Origin of the sequence: Rheinheimera maricola, from assembly GCF_016918075.2 — a bacterium.
Lineage (GTDB): Bacteria > Pseudomonadota > Gammaproteobacteria > Enterobacterales > Alteromonadaceae > Alishewanella > Alishewanella maricola_A.
Map to the genome: position 1 here is coordinate 326465 of NZ_JAERPS020000005.1, position 17918 is coordinate 344382.

15 protein-coding genes are annotated in these 17918 nt (G+C 50.0%); 11 read left to right on the forward strand and 4 right to left on the reverse strand.

Features of this window, described 5'->3' with window-relative positions; translation table 11 throughout:
• Window positions 1–24: 24 nt before the first annotated feature.
• The 4 genes from I4W93_RS14975 to I4W93_RS14990 all read left to right on the forward strand — a co-directional run bounded on the left by I4W93_RS14975 (window position 25) and on the right by I4W93_RS14990 (window position 4026).
• Window positions 25–927, forward strand: a complete 903-nt coding sequence (locus I4W93_RS14975; RefSeq protein ID WP_224673474.1) for a GGDEF domain-containing protein — start codon at window positions 25–27, stop codon at window positions 925–927.
• Window positions 927–1958 (forward strand): helix-turn-helix transcriptional regulator, encoded by a 1032-nt coding sequence (locus I4W93_RS14980; protein ID WP_205312371.1) that lies wholly within the window; start codon window positions 927–929, stop codon window positions 1956–1958. The genes I4W93_RS14975 and I4W93_RS14980 overlap by 1 nt, the downstream gene beginning before the upstream one ends.
• A gap of 27 nt (window positions 1959–1985) precedes the next feature.
• On the forward strand, window positions 1986–2891 hold the full coding sequence (locus tag I4W93_RS14985) for a metallophosphoesterase family protein (RefSeq protein WP_205312372.1): 906 nt from the start codon (window positions 1986–1988) through the stop codon (window positions 2889–2891).
• Window positions 2892–3006: 115 nt separating this feature from the next.
• On the forward strand, window positions 3007–4026 hold the full coding sequence (locus tag I4W93_RS14990; protein WP_224673475.1) for an SPM autocatalytic domain-containing protein: 1020 nt from the start codon (window positions 3007–3009) through the stop codon (window positions 4024–4026).
• 19 nt (window positions 4027–4045) lie between these two features.
• On the opposite strand, the gene I4W93_RS14995 is transcribed toward I4W93_RS14990, so the two are convergent.
• The 3 genes from I4W93_RS14995 to I4W93_RS15005 all read right to left on the reverse strand — a co-directional run bounded on the left by I4W93_RS14995 (window position 4046) and on the right by I4W93_RS15005 (window position 6864).
• The gene (locus I4W93_RS14995) at window positions 4046–5131 is read right to left on the reverse strand and encodes an AI-2E family transporter (protein WP_205312373.1); all 1086 of its coding nucleotides are present in this window, start codon (window positions 5129–5131) and stop codon (window positions 4046–4048) included.
• A 26-nt stretch (window positions 5132–5157) separates the two neighbouring features.
• Complete coding sequence (locus tag I4W93_RS15000; protein WP_205312374.1) at window positions 5158–6396, reverse strand: DUF819 family protein; 1239 nt, start codon at window positions 6394–6396, stop codon at window positions 5158–5160.
• A gap of 123 nt (window positions 6397–6519) precedes the next feature.
• Window positions 6520–6864: a HopJ type III effector protein gene (locus I4W93_RS15005; protein ID WP_205312375.1), complete on the reverse strand. Its 345-nt coding sequence runs from the start codon at window positions 6862–6864 to the stop codon at window positions 6520–6522.
• Window positions 6865–7048: 184 nt separating this feature from the next.
• On the opposite strand from I4W93_RS15005, the gene I4W93_RS15010 reads away from it, so the two are divergent.
• The gene (locus I4W93_RS15010) at window positions 7049–8425 is read left to right on the forward strand and encodes a DNA-3-methyladenine glycosylase 2 family protein (RefSeq protein WP_205312376.1); all 1377 of its coding nucleotides are present in this window, start codon (window positions 7049–7051) and stop codon (window positions 8423–8425) included.
• A gap of 1 nt (window position 8426) precedes the next feature.
• Window positions 8427–8894 (forward strand): methylated-DNA--[protein]-cysteine S-methyltransferase, encoded by a 468-nt coding sequence (locus I4W93_RS20450; RefSeq protein ID WP_205312377.1) that lies wholly within the window; start codon window positions 8427–8429, stop codon window positions 8892–8894.
• 8 nt (window positions 8895–8902) lie between these two features.
• On the opposite strand, the gene I4W93_RS15020 is transcribed toward I4W93_RS20450, so the two are convergent.
• Entirely contained in the window at window positions 8903–9439 is a 537-nt protein-coding gene (locus I4W93_RS15020) for an outer membrane beta-barrel protein (RefSeq protein WP_205312378.1), read from the reverse strand.
• A gap of 204 nt (window positions 9440–9643) precedes the next feature.
• Between I4W93_RS15020 and I4W93_RS15025 the strand changes: the two genes are divergently transcribed.
• The 5 genes from I4W93_RS15025 (at window position 9644) to I4W93_RS15045 (ending at window position 17868) form a co-directional block, all read left to right on the forward strand.
• Window positions 9644–10531, forward strand: coding sequence for a pirin family protein (locus I4W93_RS15025; RefSeq protein ID WP_205312379.1), 888 nt, complete (start codon window positions 9644–9646; stop codon window positions 10529–10531).
• A gap of 82 nt (window positions 10532–10613) precedes the next feature.
• Window positions 10614–11324 (forward strand): 5'-methylthioadenosine/S-adenosylhomocysteine nucleosidase, encoded by a 711-nt coding sequence (mtnN, locus tag I4W93_RS15030; protein ID WP_205312380.1) that lies wholly within the window; start codon window positions 10614–10616, stop codon window positions 11322–11324.
• Window positions 11296–12279: a cobalamin biosynthesis protein gene (locus I4W93_RS15035; RefSeq protein ID WP_205312381.1), complete on the forward strand. Its 984-nt coding sequence runs from the start codon at window positions 11296–11298 to the stop codon at window positions 12277–12279. Before mtnN ends, I4W93_RS15035 begins: the two co-directional genes overlap by 29 nt.
• Window positions 12280–12401: 122 nt before the next feature.
• On the forward strand, window positions 12402–16910 hold the full coding sequence (locus I4W93_RS15040; RefSeq protein ID WP_224673476.1) for an EAL domain-containing protein: 4509 nt from the start codon (window positions 12402–12404) through the stop codon (window positions 16908–16910).
• Window positions 16911–17019: 109 nt separating this feature from the next.
• Complete coding sequence (locus I4W93_RS15045; RefSeq protein WP_205312383.1) at window positions 17020–17868, forward strand: DMT family transporter; 849 nt, start codon at window positions 17020–17022, stop codon at window positions 17866–17868.
• Window positions 17869–17918 lie beyond the last annotated feature (50 nt).

A 17918-nucleotide genomic window follows, 5' to 3' on the forward strand; every position in this document is an offset into this window, starting at 1 on the left:
ATTACATTTATTTGCGCGGATAACATGACTATGTGGCGACAACATCGCTATAAAATGCTGTTTAGCCTGCTGTTGCTGTTAACCGGCTTGTTGCTGGCAGTGAATAGCGGCAACGCCAAACACAGTAATGCGTTTGACGCTCTGGATATTTTGGGTGAGGGCACCACCCTGCTGGTTGCCATTGGCTGGCTGGGGCTGATTATCAGCAGCCGCCCTGCAGGCCGGGTTACCGAGTGGCTGTACTACGGCAGTTTGCTGTTGGTGTATTCTTATTTTCTCGACTTGCTGGACGAATTTATCCGCTACCCAGAGCATATCCGGCTGATGAGCTGGCTGGAGTCTTTACCGGCGCCGGTTGGTATGCTGATCCTGACTTATGGCCTGGTAGGCTGGCATCGCGAACAACGGGCTATTAACCGTCAGCTGCGCGGCCGCGAGCTGTTTTTGCGTGATCATCAACTGATTGACCCGTTAACCCAACTGTACGGCATTGAGTACCTGCAAGCCGTATTGCAGCGCGAAATAGAACTGCACCAAAGTCAGCACAAAAGTTTAAGTTTACTGGTGCTGAACATCGATAACTTTGCTGGTTTTAACCGCCGCCATGGTATGGCCGCCGGCGACACTTACCTTAGCCGGTTAAGTGAATTACTCAGCAGTCAACTACGGCACAGTGATGTGGTATGCCGCTACGCCGGCGACCGCTTTATTGCAGTTTTACCTAACACAGCCCTGAAACAGGCGCAGATTATGGCGCAGCATTTACGCCAGCAATTAGCACAACTGGCTGATGCAGAGCACGAGCCTATGCTTACACTGGCAGAAATGGCGGTGCAACAACACAGCGCCCAAGCCGCGCTGCAACAGGCAGCGACTGTTATGGCGCAGGCTAAAACGGCCGGCACAGTTAAGTTTCAGCCCAGCTGATGAGGCGGCGCCACTTTGGCTATCAGGACAAAGTTCTGCTGTTGCAACACGGCTGCACTGAACTGTTGGCGCTGGCGCAACGACGCGGCGCGGCGCTGCATAAGCTGTTAAGCGGCAGCAGTATTTTTGCACAAGACTTACATAAACCGCTTGGCCGACTGCACCATACTGACTGGTTAATGCTGCTGCAAAATTGCCGCCAGCAGGTAAACAGCCCGGAGCTGCCTTATCTGCTGGGCAGCGCCTTACTGAACAGCCGTTATATTTCGCTGTGTCAAAGCCTGCAATATGCAAAAAACCTGCGTCAGGCACTAAAGCAGCTGTACTATTTTCGCCATCAGCTGTTTCCTTGCTTCTATGCCAGGCTGTATCAACAACAGCACTGCATAGTGCTGGAGTTTAAACCGGCGCTGGGTTTAGCAAACCAGCAGGCGTTTATGTTAACCGCGTTGTGCGCACTATTACTTGGCCTGATAAAACAACAATTGGGCACACTGGACGGCATCAGCCTGCAGTTGCAACAAAGTGCAGAGTCGCCTGCGTTGCAGCAGCAACTTTTTGGCGGAATAAACCTCAGCTTTAACCAGGTCGCAGACAGCATCAGTATTCCACTCGCTTTGTGGCAGCAAGAGTTTAATCATGCCAACGCAGCAGAATTTAACGCGGCGCGGCGCACCTGTCGCCAGCTTAACCGTGTGCTGCCCCCGCAGCGCGCTTTACCGGAGCGTATCTGCCGCCTGCAACGCCGCGCTCTGCCGCAGCTGCTGAGCCAGGAACAGGTCGCCGCCGCTCTCGGGCTCAGCAGTAGCAGCTTAAAGCGCCAACTCAGCCAACATCAGACTAACTTCGCCGGCTTGCTGGACGAGGTGCGCCGCGACGCGGCGCAGCAATTACTGCAGCAGGGCCACTACTCCAACCGGCAGCTGGCATTAAAGCTGGGCTACTCCGACGAGCATAACTTCCGCCGTGCTTTTAAACGCTGGACCGGCTTAATCCCCAGCAGCTTTAAAGGCCTGTTTAATTTTAACTAACCTCAACTTAGCCACCAAGGATCTTCGATGAAACTGATTAACACCCTGTGCCAGGCATTATTACTTAGCACTGCGCTGCTGGCCTGCTCACCGGCTGAAACGACGAAAACCGACCAGACAACTGCCGCCGCAACAGAAAATGTGGTGCTGCGCTTTGCTGTGCTGGGGGATGCCGAGCCGAAACCCGAGCCGCAGTTTCCCAACATGGCCGCAGCGGTTGCCGATATTAACCGGCTGGCAACACAGACTAAACTCGATTTCATCATTGGAGTAGGTGATATTGCCCACAAGGGCACATTGGTGCAATACGACAATGCCACGCCGGTGCTGCAACAGTTAACCCTGCCGTTTTATCCAATCATGGGCAATGAAGAACACGGCAGCACGGTAGAGCGTTTTATGCAGTACGCTAACAGCTGGAATAACGGCAAAATCACGTTGGACTCGCCAAGCTATGTACTGGAATTTGACACCGTAGCGTTAGTGCTTGCCTCGCCCGATCACGGCCGCGACTTTAACGATAACGGTATCAGTTGGATGTTAAACCAGCTAAAGCAGTTACAACCTAAACCGGTGCTGTTAATCGTGCATGGCGCTCAGGCCGGTGTTTATCCGGAAAACGCCGAAAAAGGCATTCATCACCCCGGTTTTGCCGACGTTATTGCCCAGCCTAATCTGGCGGCGGTGATATCCGGCGATTTGCATATGGATATGAACCGCGTACAGCACTCAAAACAGCTTGGCGAGGTGCATTACCTGCATATACCGGCGCTGGAACGCACTAAAATTCCGGATGAAACACAACACAGCGCCATGTTTCGGGTGTTTAGCCTCAGTAGCGACGGCCTTATGCAGGTAGATACCTACCAAACCGGCAATGCCACAGCGCTGGCCCGCCACGCGTATCAGTTCAGCATTACACAGAATAAATAACGCACTTAAATCTCTGCCTGATCAATACGTTAAAGATTAGGCAGAAAATACTGCTCAAGTTTTAACCAGCAGCTACCGATAACCGTATAACTGAAACACCTTTGTGGAGCCTTAGATGGACATTACATCTGCTTCGCAACAGTTTGCGGTTGCCGAACAAAAGTACCTTGCTTATGGTCGCAAACAGCAGTTACTAAGCAATGAAAACCGCCCAGCTCCGGTCGTACCAGAGCTAGCGCCAAACGCCGCCTTAACCGAAGACGATTTCACTGCCGATGATGGCACGCTATTTAATGCCTACCAAACTTTTGGCATGGTAAAACACCTGCTCGCCAAACTGGGTCAGCACCATAGTGACTGGCAAAAGCCGGCGCAGGCAGCACCACCAGCACAGAGCAATAGCCGGCTTAACTCTGAAATTGAAACTACTGTTTTTACCGCCAATTTTAGTAGCGAAAGCTTGTTTGTTAGTGGTAATCAGCAGCAAGTAGACAATAGCGGCCAACGCATCGCCACCACCGAATGGGAATTGGGTTACCAGTCTGTACAGGCTAATTTTAGTGGCCAGCTGCAAATGCAGGATGGCAGCAGTGTCAGTTTTGCCTTTGAATTTAGCATGCAGGTAAGCTGGGCCCGCTACAGCTACACCGAGCAGCCGCTGCAAGACCCGTTAATTGTAAGTCTGGACAACAGTGCGGCTAAACTCACCGACAACCGAACTGAGTTTGATTTGTTTAGTAATGGCAGCAGCGTGCAATTGCCACAGCTGGCGGCGCAGCAGTTTTATCTGGCTTATGATCGCAACAACGACCAACGGGTCAATAATGGTACTGAGTTATTTGGCCCACAAAGCGGCCAGGGCTTTGCCGAGCTGGCAAAATTTGACGATAACGGCAATGGCTTTATCGACCCCGCTGATGATATTTGGCAATACCTGTATTTATGGCGGCCAAAACAACAACTGCTTAGTATGGATGCGGCTAAATTGGGTGCGTTTTCAGTAAGCTCGGCCGCCACGCCAATGCCTCTGCTGGACAAACAACAGCAAAAACAGGGTGAGATACAACGTAGTGGCCTGGCGTTTACTGATGAAGCCAGGCCGATACTGGTGCAGCAAATTGATCTGGTGGTGTAAAACTGCAGCAGGATAATAGCTAGCTCTTATCCTGCTGTTCCAGAAAGTCTTTGAACTCTGTGGCATACAACTTTAACAGCACCAACGTCAGGGCAAAAATAATTGGTCCATAAATTACGCCTATTAAGCCAAACAATTGAATACCGCCAAGAAGCGACAGGAAAATCAGTAAGGTACTCATGCCTGAGCTGCCATGCATCAGTATTGGCCGCAGCACATTGTCAATCGAGCCTACCACTACCACGCCCCATACCGCCATAAAGATTGCCCACGGCCAGTCGCCGGTTAAAAACAGGTATAAACTGGCCGGCAGCCAAATTAGCGCGGTGCCGACAGCAGGTATAAACGATGCAAACGCCATCATGGTGCCCCAGAACAACCCCGGCAACCCAACTATCGCCATAGCAATACCGCCGGCAATACCCTGAGCAATAGCGGTTAAAAACGAGCCCATCACCGCAGATCGCGCAACAGTTTTTGCTTCATTTAACAGAGCCTCTTCCTGCGAGCGCGACAGCGGCAATATCCAATGCAAGGTAGTAACAACCTTATCGTGGTCACGCAGTAAAAAGAACAGAATAAACAGCATCATAACGAAGCCAAACACTAAACCGGTAACGTCACCCAGTAGCTTGGTACTAAGGTTCAGCAATTCTTTTCCAAAACCGGAGGCGAACTCGGTCAATTGCTGCACAATGCTCTCACCGCTAATGTTCTCTGTCGGCAAGACCCGGTTAATGTTATCCAACGCGCTTTGCACCAGCGGCTGTTGCAATAGTTGCTCCGCACCGCCGTCACTTAGCCAGGCATAACTTTGCTTAGTAAACGCAACGCCCTGCTGCACTATAGCCATAAACACCAGTGTTGCTGGTACCAATATCACCACCACCAACAACAAACACGAGATACTGGCGACCAAATTAGGCCGGCCGGGTAGTTTGTTCTCAATATACTGATGTACCGGAAAGCACAGCAGCGACAACACAAATGCCAGTATGATAGCACCGACATAAGGTGCTACCAGTAAGTAACTGCCATACAACGCCAGCAGCAATGCCCCAATCAGCACATAGTGCCGCGATTCTGTTTTAAAACCGTGTTTCATTTAGCCACACTCCGTTGTTTGGCAGATTAAGGCGCAACCTGCTGTAAAATCAGGCCACAAATATAGGCGCCGTAGGTACCAAGGCCATAGCCTAACACCGCTAGCAACACTCCTACCGGCGCCAGCGACGGATGAAAAGCTGCCGCCACAACCGGTGCAGATGCTGCGCCGCCCACGTTAGCCTGGCTACCCACTGCCATATAAAACATTGGCGCTTTAATCAGTTTCGCGACCAACAGCAGCAAGCCGGCATGCACCAGCATCCAGACAATACCAACTAAAAACATCAGCGGGTAATCCATAATGGCCGTGACATCCATATGCATACCGATGGTCGCCACCAGAATATATAAGAACGCTGAGCCAACTTTAGAAGCGCCTACCGCTTCGAGCTTACGCACTTTAGTGGTAGACAAAAATAAGCCAATGGTTGTGGCGGTCACAACCAACCAAAAGAAGGTACTGGTTAAGCTATACATCGCCAGTTGCGGTGCAACCTGTTCAATCCAGGGCGCAATAATATCGGCCACTGCATGTGATAGGCCTGTGACACCAAAGCCTACCGCGACAATTAGCATAATGTCGTTAAGCTTTGGAATACGTGCGTTCTCAGCTTCGTATTGCTCCATTTTCTGGCGCAAATTAACAATACCGCTGGTATCGGCACCGTTTTTGCGGTCGAAAAACTCCGCCCGGCTGGCGATAAACAGCAATACTGCCATCCAAACGTTGGCCACCAGCACGTCAACGGTAATCATTACCGAAAAAATACTGCCATCAACATTAAACACTTCTTTCATCGCCGCCTGGTTAGCACCACCGCCAATCCAGCTACCAGCGATGGTCGTCATACCGCGCCACACATCTCCACCGAGCTCTTGTGGAAAAAAATAGCCCACGCTAACAAGTGCTATCGGGCCACCAATGATGATGCCTAAGGTACCCGTTAAAAACATAATTAGCGCTTTTGGCCCCAAGCCAAGTATCGCTTTAAAATCCACACTTAAGGTTAACAACACTAAACTGGCTGGCAGTAAGTAACGTGACGCCATTTTGTACAGCGATGAGCCTTCGCCATCGATAATGCCAAAGGTATTGAATAACGACGGAATGAAATAGCACAACAGCAAAGCCGGCACATAGGTATAGAATTTTTTGAAAAACGGATTATCACTGTGGCTGGTATAAAACACGGCGCCAAGAATAACCGCCATTAAACCAAGCACCACCGCATCATTGGTGATCAGTACACTGGACTCTTGCATAGGGGACCCTGAATTGTGATTATTATTTTTTGTTACAAGCAGGCGTCAAAATAACACAGGGCCATAGCAGAGCAAAGTGAAGCAAGACAAACAGCAAGCGGCCTGCGCTGACACCGCTTTATTTTAAGGCGCTTTGGCGCTTAATGCTGCGACGCTAAACGATACACCGTCCCAGCCGGTACGCATAAAATTGCGGATATTCTGATGATCAGTGCCTTTGGGGGTATCCAGTACCAACCGGTAATAATCACCAAACAGAAACAGGGTTTGCGCGGCAGATAACTGATGCAGTGCGCCAAAAGCCAATATTTTGCAGGAGCCGTTGTTTTCTCCGGCCGCATTATGCAGCTCGCCGTTTTTAAAGGCAGTCGGCGTAAACTGATACAGCGCATCAATCAGCGTGATACTTTGCTCAAAACTGATGGTTTCTGGCTCCGTGCTTAACTGAATAAAAAAATGCTCCAACATATGAACTCCTGTTCTGTATCGTCTCACTGACGCACTATTATCTGTAGATACTAAGCCGAGCACCGCCAATTAGGCAATATAACAAATGCCAGCCAATATAAATTTAATTGCCAGTACCGTATCCGGCTAACCACGCTCTGTCAGACTGGTATACTCAGGCCACAAGTAGCGATTGAAACATGCCATGATTAACCCTGACATCTGCCATAAAGCCCGATTGGCCCGCGACTCCCGCTTTGACGGCTTGTTTTTTACTGCAGTAAAAAGTACCGGCATCTTTTGCCGGCCAATTTGTCCTGCCCGAGCGCCAGCGGAACATCAAGTATGTTATTACCCTTCGGCGGCTGCAGCCAGTGCAGCCGGTTATCGGCCGTGCCTGCGTTGCCGGCCTGACAGCGCACCGGGGTCTGCGGCCTGGCAAGGCAGCAACACCACCTTACAACGTGCAATACGGCTGATTGACGACGGTGGTTTACAACAACAGACACAACATGATTTGGCTTGCCGCTTGGGTATTACAGAGCGTTATTTGCGCAAGTTATTTCAGCAGCACCTGGGAATGCCACCCAAGCAGTATGCCTTGGCACAACAAGTGCTGTTTGCAAAGAAGCTATTGCACGAAACGACCATGCCGGTAAATCATATTGCCTTTCACGCTGGCTTTAACAGCGTACGGCGCTTTAATGACGCGTTTAAACAACAGCTTAAATTGAGCCCGCTCAACATCCGACGCCAGAATAAAGCCTCAGGGGATATGCTGCAACTAACTCTTAGTTATCGCCCGCCATTGGCTTGGCAACAAATGCTGGATTTTTGGCGAGCGCGCACCTTAGAGGGCATCGATTGGGTAGACGCTCAGCGCTATGGCCGCACGTTCAGCTTTATGCAGCAGCCTGGTTGGTTCGTCGTTGAACCCGCAGCAAATAACAACCTCAAGCTACAGCTACACTGGCCTGGCGAGCAAGGGCTGTTTAGCCTAGTACAACATCTGCGCCGCCTGTTGGATCTGGACGCGAACCTGCTGCATATCGAGCAGCAGTTAACCAGCCATCCCTTGTTCAGCCAGGGCATCATCAGTGGCCTGCGCATCCCCGGTGTTTGGAGCAGCTGGGAAGCGGGCGTGCGCGCCGTACTGGGCCAACAAGTAAGCGTAGCAGGCGCCAGAACCCAGTTAAATCGTCTGGTACAGGCGCTGGGCAAGCCGTTAGAAACCGACGGCATGAGTATAAGGCTGTTTCCCTCGCCACAAGCGCTAGCAAGTAGTGATTTGCAGATGATTAAAGTGCCGCAAGCCCGACGTGACACACTAAAAGCACTGGCGCAGTTTGTGCTGCAGCAAAGCGATGCCGCACCAGAACACTGGTTGGCGATAAAAGGAATTGGCCCCTGGACAGTGAGCTATGCCAGGTTACGCGGTTTGTCTGATACCGATGTCTGGCTTGGCGGCGATTTAGGTGTACAAAAAGCACTGGCTAAAGCCGGTAATAACGGTGATATCAACGCCCTGGCTCCCTGGCGCAGTTATGCCACCTTTCAGTTATGGTTTAGTTTAGGAGCCTAGTATGTTTAGCCAATGTATTCCAAGCCCATTAGGGCAGATCAACATTAGCGCCACGTCCAGCGGCATTAGTGAAATTTTGTTCAGCAATACCGCCATCAATCATGCGCCCTCGGCGCTGACAGAGCTTGCCGCCGGGCAGTTACAAGCCTATTTTGCCGGCACCTTGCAGCAATTTAATTTACCATTGGCCGCCACAGGAACCGCGTTTCAGCAACAAGTATGGCAAGCACTTTGCGAAGTGCCATTTGGCACGACCTGCAGTTATGCCGATATTGCGCGGCGCATTAATAATATAAAGGCGGTGCGGGCGGTTGGCGCGGCTAATGGCCGTAACCCACTTGCCATCGTTGTACCTTGCCATCGGGTTATTGGTGCCAATGGGACTTTGACCGGCTACGCTGGCGGGTTGGAAAAAAAGGCCTGGCTACTACAACACGAACAGCGCCAACAGGCGCTGTTCAGTCAGTAAAATGTCAATTAAAACTGGTAGCTAACACCAAAACGAAACTCGTTTTTAGTATCGCCGCTATTCAGTGCGATATTGCTGCGAATAGCCCAGTCTGGGCTCAGGTAAAATGCGATACCGCCAGCCAGGCTGCCATGATCATCACCGATAGAGTGGTATGTCGCCTCGGAATAGAGTTCTACCTGGCGTGTTAATGGATGACGTAAACCCACGCCGCCGTAACCACCCGTATCATCTGCATCGCCAGAAGCGTGCTCAATACCGGCAAGAATATAGCTCTGTGTCGTTGGCGAAAAATCCAGTTTGAACCCCGTTAAATAATTAACGCCAGCCTGGACAAAATTCACATCAAAAGGTCCATTGGATAAACGGGTATAAGTAGCGTCCACTACCCAGCTACCATCCAGCCGGTAAGACGCTTCAACATAAGGGCCGTCACCACCAGCATCGGTGTAACCGGCGCCAATATAATCCCAATTAATCTTTGCCTGAGCGCTTACGGCAAAAGTGGCTGCGAGCAGGCCGGCCAGTATTATGGATTTTTTCATCTTACGACTCCTTGTTGTTCTCTGCCTGGCAACAGCCAGGTACTGATTTGTCAAAACAGAGCCAGCTTAGCGGCAACGACTTAACGCTGGCTGAACTCTAAAACAGGCCAACCGTTCCAATTTTTAGAAAATAACATGGACAATAATGCAGTTTTCTTTTCATTTTGCTTGGCGTTTAATAAGTAAACATCATTGGAGGCCATTATGACCAGCCGAACTTTGCAACGTATTATCCCAGCCATAGCAGCATCAGACGGCGCGGGTGTGAAAATTAAACGTAGCCTCGGGCAAAATCCACATACCCGGCTAGACCCTTTCCTTATGCTGGATTTTTTTGGCTCCGATAAACCTGGCGACTACATCAAGGGCTTTCCTGCGCATCCACACCGCGGCTTTGAAACAGTTACTTATATGCTTGAAGGCCACATGCTGCATGAAGATCATCTGGGCAACAAGGGGCATTTAAAAAGCGGTGGCGTACAGTGGATGACGGCTGGTCGCGGCATTATTCATTCCGAAATGCCACAGCAAGAGCAAGGTCTCATGCAGGGCTTTCAACTGTGGTTAAATCTACCAGCGACTGAAAAAATGCAACCGGCTGCCTATGTTGATATTGCGCCTGAACACATTCCACTACTGAACTTAGCGCAAGGCGTGGCCAAAGTTATTGCCGGCACGTTTGACAACGGCGCGCTGCAACAAGGCGGCCCTATTCAAGGCTTAAGCACTGACCCGCAATATTATGATTTGCACCTCAACGCAGATCAGCAGCTAACGTTGCAGTTACCACCGCAGCACAGCGCTTTTGTCTACCCCTATGCCGGCAGCGTAACAGTGCAGGACAACAACGATAGCCGCAACGTACCGCAACACCATGTCGGCGTTCTCACTAGTGGCAGCAACCTAAGCCTTCGCACAGACCAGCCGGTGCGGTTGCTGGTGTTGGCTGCAAAACCCATAGGCGAACCTGTCGTGCAGTATGGCCCCTTTGTGATGAACAGTACCAACGAGATAGAACAGGCTATAGCTGACTATCAAGCCGGCATCCTGACCGATAACCGCGCCGCCAACACTATTACGCTGAGCCAATAAAGCCGCTGCCAGACAAGGAAAAGCAAGATTTTGTCGTCGGCTCGTTTTATACTGCTGCCTTTGTCATCACAGAGAGCTGAGTATGCAATTGATTGGTATTATTGGCGCGATGGAGCCAGAGGTGGCGCTGTTGCGCCAGCAAATCACAGACAGCAAGATAGAAACCGTAGCGGGTTATCAATTTTGCACCGGCACACTGCAAGGCATGCCTGTGGTTCTGGTGCAGTCAGGCATTGGCAAAGTGGCCGCAGCAGTAGCTACCACGCTGATGATAGAGCATTTTAAACCCAACGCCATTATCAATACCGGCTCCGCTGGCGGATTCGACCCGGAGCTTGACGTGGGAGATGTGGTAATTAGCACCGAGCTACGCCACCACGATGTTGACGTGACCGCCTTTGGCTATGAGCCTGGCCAGGTCCCGCAAATGCCCGCAGCCTACTTACCGCATCCGGCGCTGGTTGCTGCAGCAGAGCAAAGTATTGCCCGGCTGGGTTACTGCAAAACTAAGCAAGGCCTTATTACAACAGGTGACAGCTTCATTTGCGATCCGCAGCGCATCGCCAGCATCCGCCAACAATTTCCAACCATGTTAGCTGTCGAAATGGAAGGTGCGGCCATAGCGCAAGTGTGCCATATGATGCAGACGCCTTTTGTGGTGATCCGCAGCCTTAGTGATATCGCCGGTAAAGAATCGCCACAATCGTTTGAAGCCTACCTAGAGGTTGCCTCTAAAAACAGCTCGGCCATGGTTAAGGAAATGCTTGTTAGCCTGGCTGGAGTTAGCCTCTAGCGTGTGGTGGCAACAGCTGTGGCCTGAACCTTTGCTGCTAATAGCCACGGTGCTAACATCGAGGCTATTGGTGCTGCCATCGTCTTATCATCCGCTTACGCTATTTCGCTACTACGCCCGTCAACTAGGCCGCAAAGTGCATCCTGATCCAAGCCGGCCGCGTCAGCAGCAAGTGCTGTCAGGTAGCCTGGCGGTGCTGGTTGCCATTGCGCCGCCAGTTATGCTGGGCTACAGCTTATACTTATTTTCCGAGTTACCACTGGCACTGGACGCTTTGCTGCTATTCATCAGCATGGATTGGGCACTGCAGCGCAGGCAAGTACTTGCTGTTACGCACAGCCTAAGCCGCAATCAACTGGCATTAGCCAAAGAGCAAGCTGGTGTTTTGCTGCTACGTGATAGCAGCCGACTGACAGAAATGGGCCTGAGCAAAGCCATGATAGAAACCGCTATCTTACGTAGCTGCAGGCTGGAGTTGGGCGTATGGTTTTGGTTTGTGCTCGGTGGTGGCATCGGCGCTTTGCTCTACCGCCTGCTGCAGGAGTTAGGCCAGCAGTGGAACAGTAAATTACCTTATCATGCTGCCTTTGGTAAACTTGCAAGCTGGCTTAGCAACTGTAGCGCAGCCATACCGATGGCCATAGCGAGCAGTATTCTGGCGTTGCAGTACGGCATTAAACGCTGTATCCGGCAAGGCCGCGTCAACCGCCTGTTTTTCAATTTGCCATCCTTTTATATTTTAAGCTGCGCCAGCGTTGCCACGCGCTGCAAGCTTGGAGGCCCGGCTTATTACGCCACAGAAAAAATAACGCGCACCCGCTTCACACAACAACGCGAACCGGGTTGGCGCGATATCGGCATTAGTATTCGTATCGTGCATTTTATCCAACTGTACTTTATGCTGTTAATAGTCAGTTTGCTGCTATTGCAGCTGGCAATTTTGTTTATGCGATAAAAAAACAAAAGCAGGATAGCCGTCCGGTGCTGGACAAACAGGCTGCTCTAAGTGTATGTTTTTACTAGATGATAAGATAAGTAGCTATAATAATAGCCATGCTACAACGAACAGGAGTCTCAGTGGACCTTTGGCAGCTTTATCTGCGCGTTACCACCCTGTGTTTATTACTGGTTGGAACCGGCTTGACTGCTGCCCCACTTCTGCGGCCATTGACACCCGATCAAGGCTTGTCACAGGGCTCGATTAACGAGCTGCTGCTCGATAGCGATGGTTTTCTCTGGCTGGCAACAGAAGGCGGCCTGAACCGTTATGATGGCCACCAAGTACTGCAGCTTAGCACCGTAAATTATGGTCTCCGAGAAGTTGCCTTCACTCAGATGTTGCAAGATAACGAACAGCAAATTTATGCTGCAACAGCAGGTGGAGACTTGTACCGCTATGACGCTGACAGCGGCTTTTTGGTCTTGCTTACGCAGTTACGGCAGCAGTTTGAAACATTGCGATCCAGCCATATAACTGCTTTGGAACAGTATGACCAACATAATTTATTGCTAGCCACCGAGCATGGCTTGTTTATGGTGGCCAAGCAGAATGGCAGTGTTACACCGCTATTTAATTTAAATGATTTAGGTGAGCCGGATGGCTGGCTGCGCCATATTTTGGTTTATCAAAATTTTGTGTTTGTCGCAGCTTACAACCGGGTCATCGTTTACGATATGCAAACAGGCCAGCATCAACCGCTGTATCATGCCGATAAACACAGCACAAATGAACACCAGCAACATGCAAAAGTACTGAGTATAAAACGTGAAAAATTATGGATAGGCACCGTTGAAGGGCTATACAGCATTAGCTTGGATGCAGTGTTGGCTTATTTGCAACGCGGTGAACCCTACCAGGTTAAAACTGAACTGCCACAACTTAATATCTGGCGTCTGCTATGGCAGGAGCAGAATCAGCAAATCGTTATTCCGACTGAAAGCGGTTTGTACCGTTTTGTCCACGACAGCGCCGAGCTGAGTTCCCTGGTTAAACTAACCGACAGCACTCACGATTTAACTGACAACAATATCGTAGATGTTATTGCCGACCGGGACGGTGGTTTTTGGTTAGCCACGCGTAATGATGGTGCTTACTATTGGCATCCACGCAGTGAAGCATTTAGCCAAATTAGCCGCGACTATCCAATAGCCTCAGTACTGAGCAACAATATAGTTTACAGTATGGTGCAAGACAGCACGGCTCTTTGGGTGGGAACCGCCAATGGCCTGAATAAGCTAAATTTAGACAACTACAACACGGCCGCATACTTTGTGTCCGACGATCCCAAAGCGATTGATCATCTTGGTGCTATTTATAACATTATCAGTGCTGGTAATGGCCGATATTGGCTACATACCGGTCTCGGATTGCGTCTGTTTGATAGCATATCTGGCCAATTGCAACCTTTGCCTGGGGTGGTTGATGAACAGTTGCCACTATTTGGACAGGACAGTGGCGGCTACTTTGCAACGGGCAATTACGTGTATTTTTTTCATGCTGACGCGGTATTCCGTTATGACACGCAAACTGGTGATGTCATTGATATTACCGACAAACTGCAATCACTGGCATATAACAATGACACCGGCTTTGTTACCGTGTTACCGGGCACCAACGGTAGCTTATTGCTAACAAAACCGGATGAGCTTTGGCTGTGGCAGCCCCAAAGCGGTCAAAGTAGGTTGCTGTACCGCCATCATAACTATCTACCGCAATCTAACCGTTATGCGGATACCGCTCTGGTTGATAAACAAAATCGTCTGTGGGTCGGCATGTCAGGTATTGGTCTGCTGGGGTTTGACTTAACCAGCCTGCAGCTAGTTAAGCAGTTCCCGGTTGGCGAAGCGCTATTATCAGATGCTATCTACAGCTTGAAACAGGACGCATATGGTGACATTTGGTTTTCATCGCATCTTGGCCTGGCGCGATTGAATTCTAGCTCACTGAAAATTGAATTTTTTACGCGCAATGATGGCCTTGACACGCATGAATTTAATGCCGGCGCCGGCACGAATCTGTCTGATGGCCGCCTGGTTTTTGGCTCAATGCGTGGTCTTACCGTGTTAGACGCCACACAATTGCAACAGCCGCCGATACAGCCAAAGGTAACAATTACCGGTATCCGCGTATTAAGCGGTGAGCTGCCACCGCTTAATGCCAACCTCAATAACCGTGAGTTCATCCTGTCGCATAAAGATTTAGGTGTAACGTTGCAGTTTAGTGCGATGAATTTTGGCAGCAATCACAAAGTACAGTACCGCTACTGGCTAAGCGGTAGCAGCAATATTAATTATCCACGTCAAAGCAATAACAACGTGGTATTTCCGCAGTTAAAACGGGGGACCTATCAGTTTAATGTGGTATCAGTATCACCAGAAAGTGGTATCGAGAGCGCACCAGCAACAATTACTTTAATTGTTAAACCGGCACCCTGGCTTTCTAACTGGGCACTGCTGCTTTATAGCAGCTTGGTACTGCTGTTGTTGTATCGCTTCTATCGCATGCGGCAGCAGCAAACTGCAATGTTACGCCATGCTCACGACAAAGCGCTGCAAAGTGAGCAGCGCCTAAAACAGGCTTTAGCCTCGGTAAATAGTGGCGCGTGGGAATGGCAGGCCAATAACAACCGATTATTTGCCTCACGCATTCACAGCATGCTTGGCTACAGCACCACCATGAACCCATTAACGATGCAACAGCATTTAACTCTTGTTCACCCTGAGGACCGGGACGGCTTCAGTAATCAATGGCAGCGTTTTTTACAGCAGCCTGAACAAGGGTTTGATTTTACCTACCGCATGCAACATCGCGACGGTGGCTGGTTGTGGTTCCGCGATCAGGGTAAAGCCACCGACATAGGCCGCAGCGACCATGTGCAAAAAGTAATAGGGACTTTTAGCAACATTACCGAAACCCGCGCCAATCAGGAAAAAGCCCGTCTATTTGGCGAAGCCTTCCAGCAAACGCGCGACTGGGTAGTGATCTTGGATGCCACACAACGTGTGATCACAGCGAATCAGTCGTTTGCTGTCGCTTTTGGCAATATGGAGCAATATTTAGAACAACCGCGACCGCATCATCTGGGCATAAGCCTGGTACGGCGACGGTTTTACACTAAATTGCTAAAAGAATTAAAAGCTGGTGAACATTGGCAAGGCGAAGAACAGGTAATCACTCCTGATGGCCGCGAACGTCCTACCTTGATCAACATCAGCGCCATAGGTGAACAAAATGAGCTGGCTTTTTTTGTCTTGGTATTTACCGACATTACCGCACAAAAAATGGCCGAAGATGAATTGCGCTACCTGGCAAATTACGACGCACTAACCGGCTTGCCTAACCGGGCCTTATTGATGGATCGTATCTATCATGGCATTGATCAGGCCAAGCGTGATAAACGCTCGCTGGCGTTATGCTTTATTGATTTGGATAAATTTAAACAAATTAACGATTCGTTAGGCCATGACATTGGCGACTTGTTGTTAAAAGAGGTTGCTCGCCGTTTAACCCTGACCCTGCGTGAAAGTGATACCGTCGCCCGCCTCGGCGGAGATGAATTTGTTATTTTATTGGAAGGTTATAAAGCCGAAGATAATATCAGCCACGTCGCAAACAAAATGCTAACGGCGGTAAGCGAGCCCATGCAGTTTGGCACCCACACGGTAGGCGTGTCTCCCAGCATAGGTATCGCTGTGTACCCAGAAGACGCTATCAACGCTACCGAGCTGCTAAAACATGCCGATGTTGCGATGTACCACGCTAAAGAAGCCGGCCGTAATAATTTTCAATTCTTTACCGCTGAAATGAACGAAAAAGCGCATATGCGGCTAGCACGCGAAACGCGGTTACGAAAAGCCTTACAAAACAATGAGTTTGTTAACTATTATCAACCCATAGTAAACAGCCAAACCCGGCAGGTAGCCGGTGTTGAAGTACTGCTACGCTGGCAAAGCAATGAAGGTTTGATATCGCCAGCTGAATTTATCCCACTGGCTGAAGAATTGCGGCTGATCATCACCATGACGCAGCACTTGCTAGATCGGGCACTGGCAGATTTACAACATTGGCAACAGCTCGGTTACCAATTGTATCTGTCGGTTAATTTATCCACCCAGCACCTGGAGCAACCCGCACTGGTAGAGCAAACCCGTATTTTGCTGGACAAATATGATATTTGCGCCAGCTGTTTACGGTATGAAGTTACCGAAAGCGCCCTGATGCGTGACCACCAAAGTGCTATTGAAACCATGCTGGCATTAAGCGAGCTGGGTGTGCAACTGGCACTGGATGACTTTGGTACCGGTTATTCGTCGCTTAAATATTTAAAAGAACTTCCCATAGATGGGATAAAAATCGATCGCAGTTTTGTGAAAGATATCGGCATCGACAGTAGTGACGAAACCATTATTGAAGCCATGCTGAGCATGGCCAACAGCCTGGGTATGTATTGCGTCGCCGAGGGCGTTGAAACCGAGCAGCAATTGGCCTTTTTCAGCCGGCGTCAATGTTACCTTATCCAGGGTTACCTGTATGCCAAACCGATGCCAGCTGCAGATATAGCCGGCTTTTTACAAAACGAAATCTAACCCACTGAGCTGGGTGACCTGCGCCTTGCGACAATATACCACCTGGCGACAGCTGGCACAGCGATCGCTCTGTTATACTAGCTAACCCATCGCTGCCTTGCAGGATCTTATGCTATCGCCACTGGTCAAAGGTGCATTGCTGTTACTTCTGGCTGAAGCCTGCTTTGCTGGTATTGGCGCTATTGTTAAATTTACCAGCGCCACAGCATCAGAGGCACAAGTGGTGTTTTTCCGTAATTTCTTCGCACTTTTGCTGATGCTGCCGTTTTTGTACAAACACGGTTTTAGCCTGTTAAAAACCAAACGTTGGTACCTGCACCTTAGCCGCGCCCTTACAGGCATTATCTCGATGTACTGCTTTTTCTATGTGCTAGCCAGGCTGCCATTGGCCCAAGGCATGCTGGTATTGTTGTTATCGCCATTTATCGTGCCGCTTATTGCCCGCTTTTGGTTAAAAGAGCGCCCCAGCCGGTTGACGTTATTTGGTATTCTGTTGGGCTTTGTCGGGGTAGTGCTGGCATTACCGGCCAATTACGGCAGTGCCGAAGCCATTTTGCTGGTTGGCTTATTGTCAGCGGTGTTAGTGGCTATAACCAAAACCACTATCCGCTATATGTCAGATACCGAACCGGCCGTACGGATTGTATTTTACTTCTCTTTGCTTACCGCTGTGCTATCAGCGATACCGGTGCCATTTTACTGGCAGCCATTGAATAGCGACGTGTGGCTGGCCTTTATTGGCATGGGTGTACTGGCGGCAATTGGCCAGCTGGCTATGACGCGGGCTTATGCCGTAGCACCGGCCAGCGATATTGGCATGTGGACTTACAGCAGCGTTATTTTTGCTGGCTTTTTTGGTTATTTATTCTGGCAAGAACCAGTAACTATGGCCTGGTTTGCCGGGGTGCTGGTTATTTTTTACGCCGGCTATATCACTACCCGGCAGAGGTTGTTGTAATCGATTTAGATCCGCCGCAGATTCCGCATGAGCCGGTCTGCCCACGTCAA

Coding starts and splice junctions, on each gene's coding strand:
- I4W93_RS14985 (WP_205312372.1), top strand. CDS start 1,986: ATGAAACTGATTAACACCCTGTGCCAGGCATTATTACTTAGCACTGCG.
- I4W93_RS15000 (WP_205312374.1), bottom strand. CDS start 6,396: ATGCAAGAGTCCAGTGTACTGATCACCAATGATGCGGTGGTGCTTGGT.
- I4W93_RS14980 (WP_205312371.1), top strand. CDS start 927: ATGAGGCGGCGCCACTTTGGCTATCAGGACAAAGTTCTGCTGTTGCAA.
- I4W93_RS15045 (WP_205312383.1), top strand. CDS start 17,020: ATGCTATCGCCACTGGTCAAAGGTGCATTGCTGTTACTTCTGGCTGAA.
- I4W93_RS15020 (WP_205312378.1), bottom strand. CDS start 9,439: ATGAAAAAATCCATAATACTGGCCGGCCTGCTCGCAGCCACTTTTGCC.
- I4W93_RS14995 (WP_205312373.1), bottom strand. CDS start 5,131: ATGAAACACGGTTTTAAAACAGAATCGCGGCACTATGTGCTGATTGGG.
- I4W93_RS14990 (WP_224673475.1), top strand. CDS start 3,007: ATGGACATTACATCTGCTTCGCAACAGTTTGCGGTTGCCGAACAAAAG.
- I4W93_RS20450 (WP_205312377.1), top strand. CDS start 8,427: ATGTTTAGCCAATGTATTCCAAGCCCATTAGGGCAGATCAACATTAGC.
- mtnN (WP_205312380.1), top strand. CDS start 10,614: ATGCAATTGATTGGTATTATTGGCGCGATGGAGCCAGAGGTGGCGCTG.
- I4W93_RS14975 (WP_224673474.1), top strand. CDS start 25: ATGACTATGTGGCGACAACATCGCTATAAAATGCTGTTTAGCCTGCTG.
- I4W93_RS15010 (WP_205312376.1), top strand. CDS start 7,049: ATGATTAACCCTGACATCTGCCATAAAGCCCGATTGGCCCGCGACTCC.
- I4W93_RS15005 (WP_205312375.1), bottom strand. CDS start 6,864: ATGTTGGAGCATTTTTTTATTCAGTTAAGCACGGAGCCAGAAACCATC.
- I4W93_RS15025 (WP_205312379.1), top strand. CDS start 9,644: ATGACCAGCCGAACTTTGCAACGTATTATCCCAGCCATAGCAGCATCA.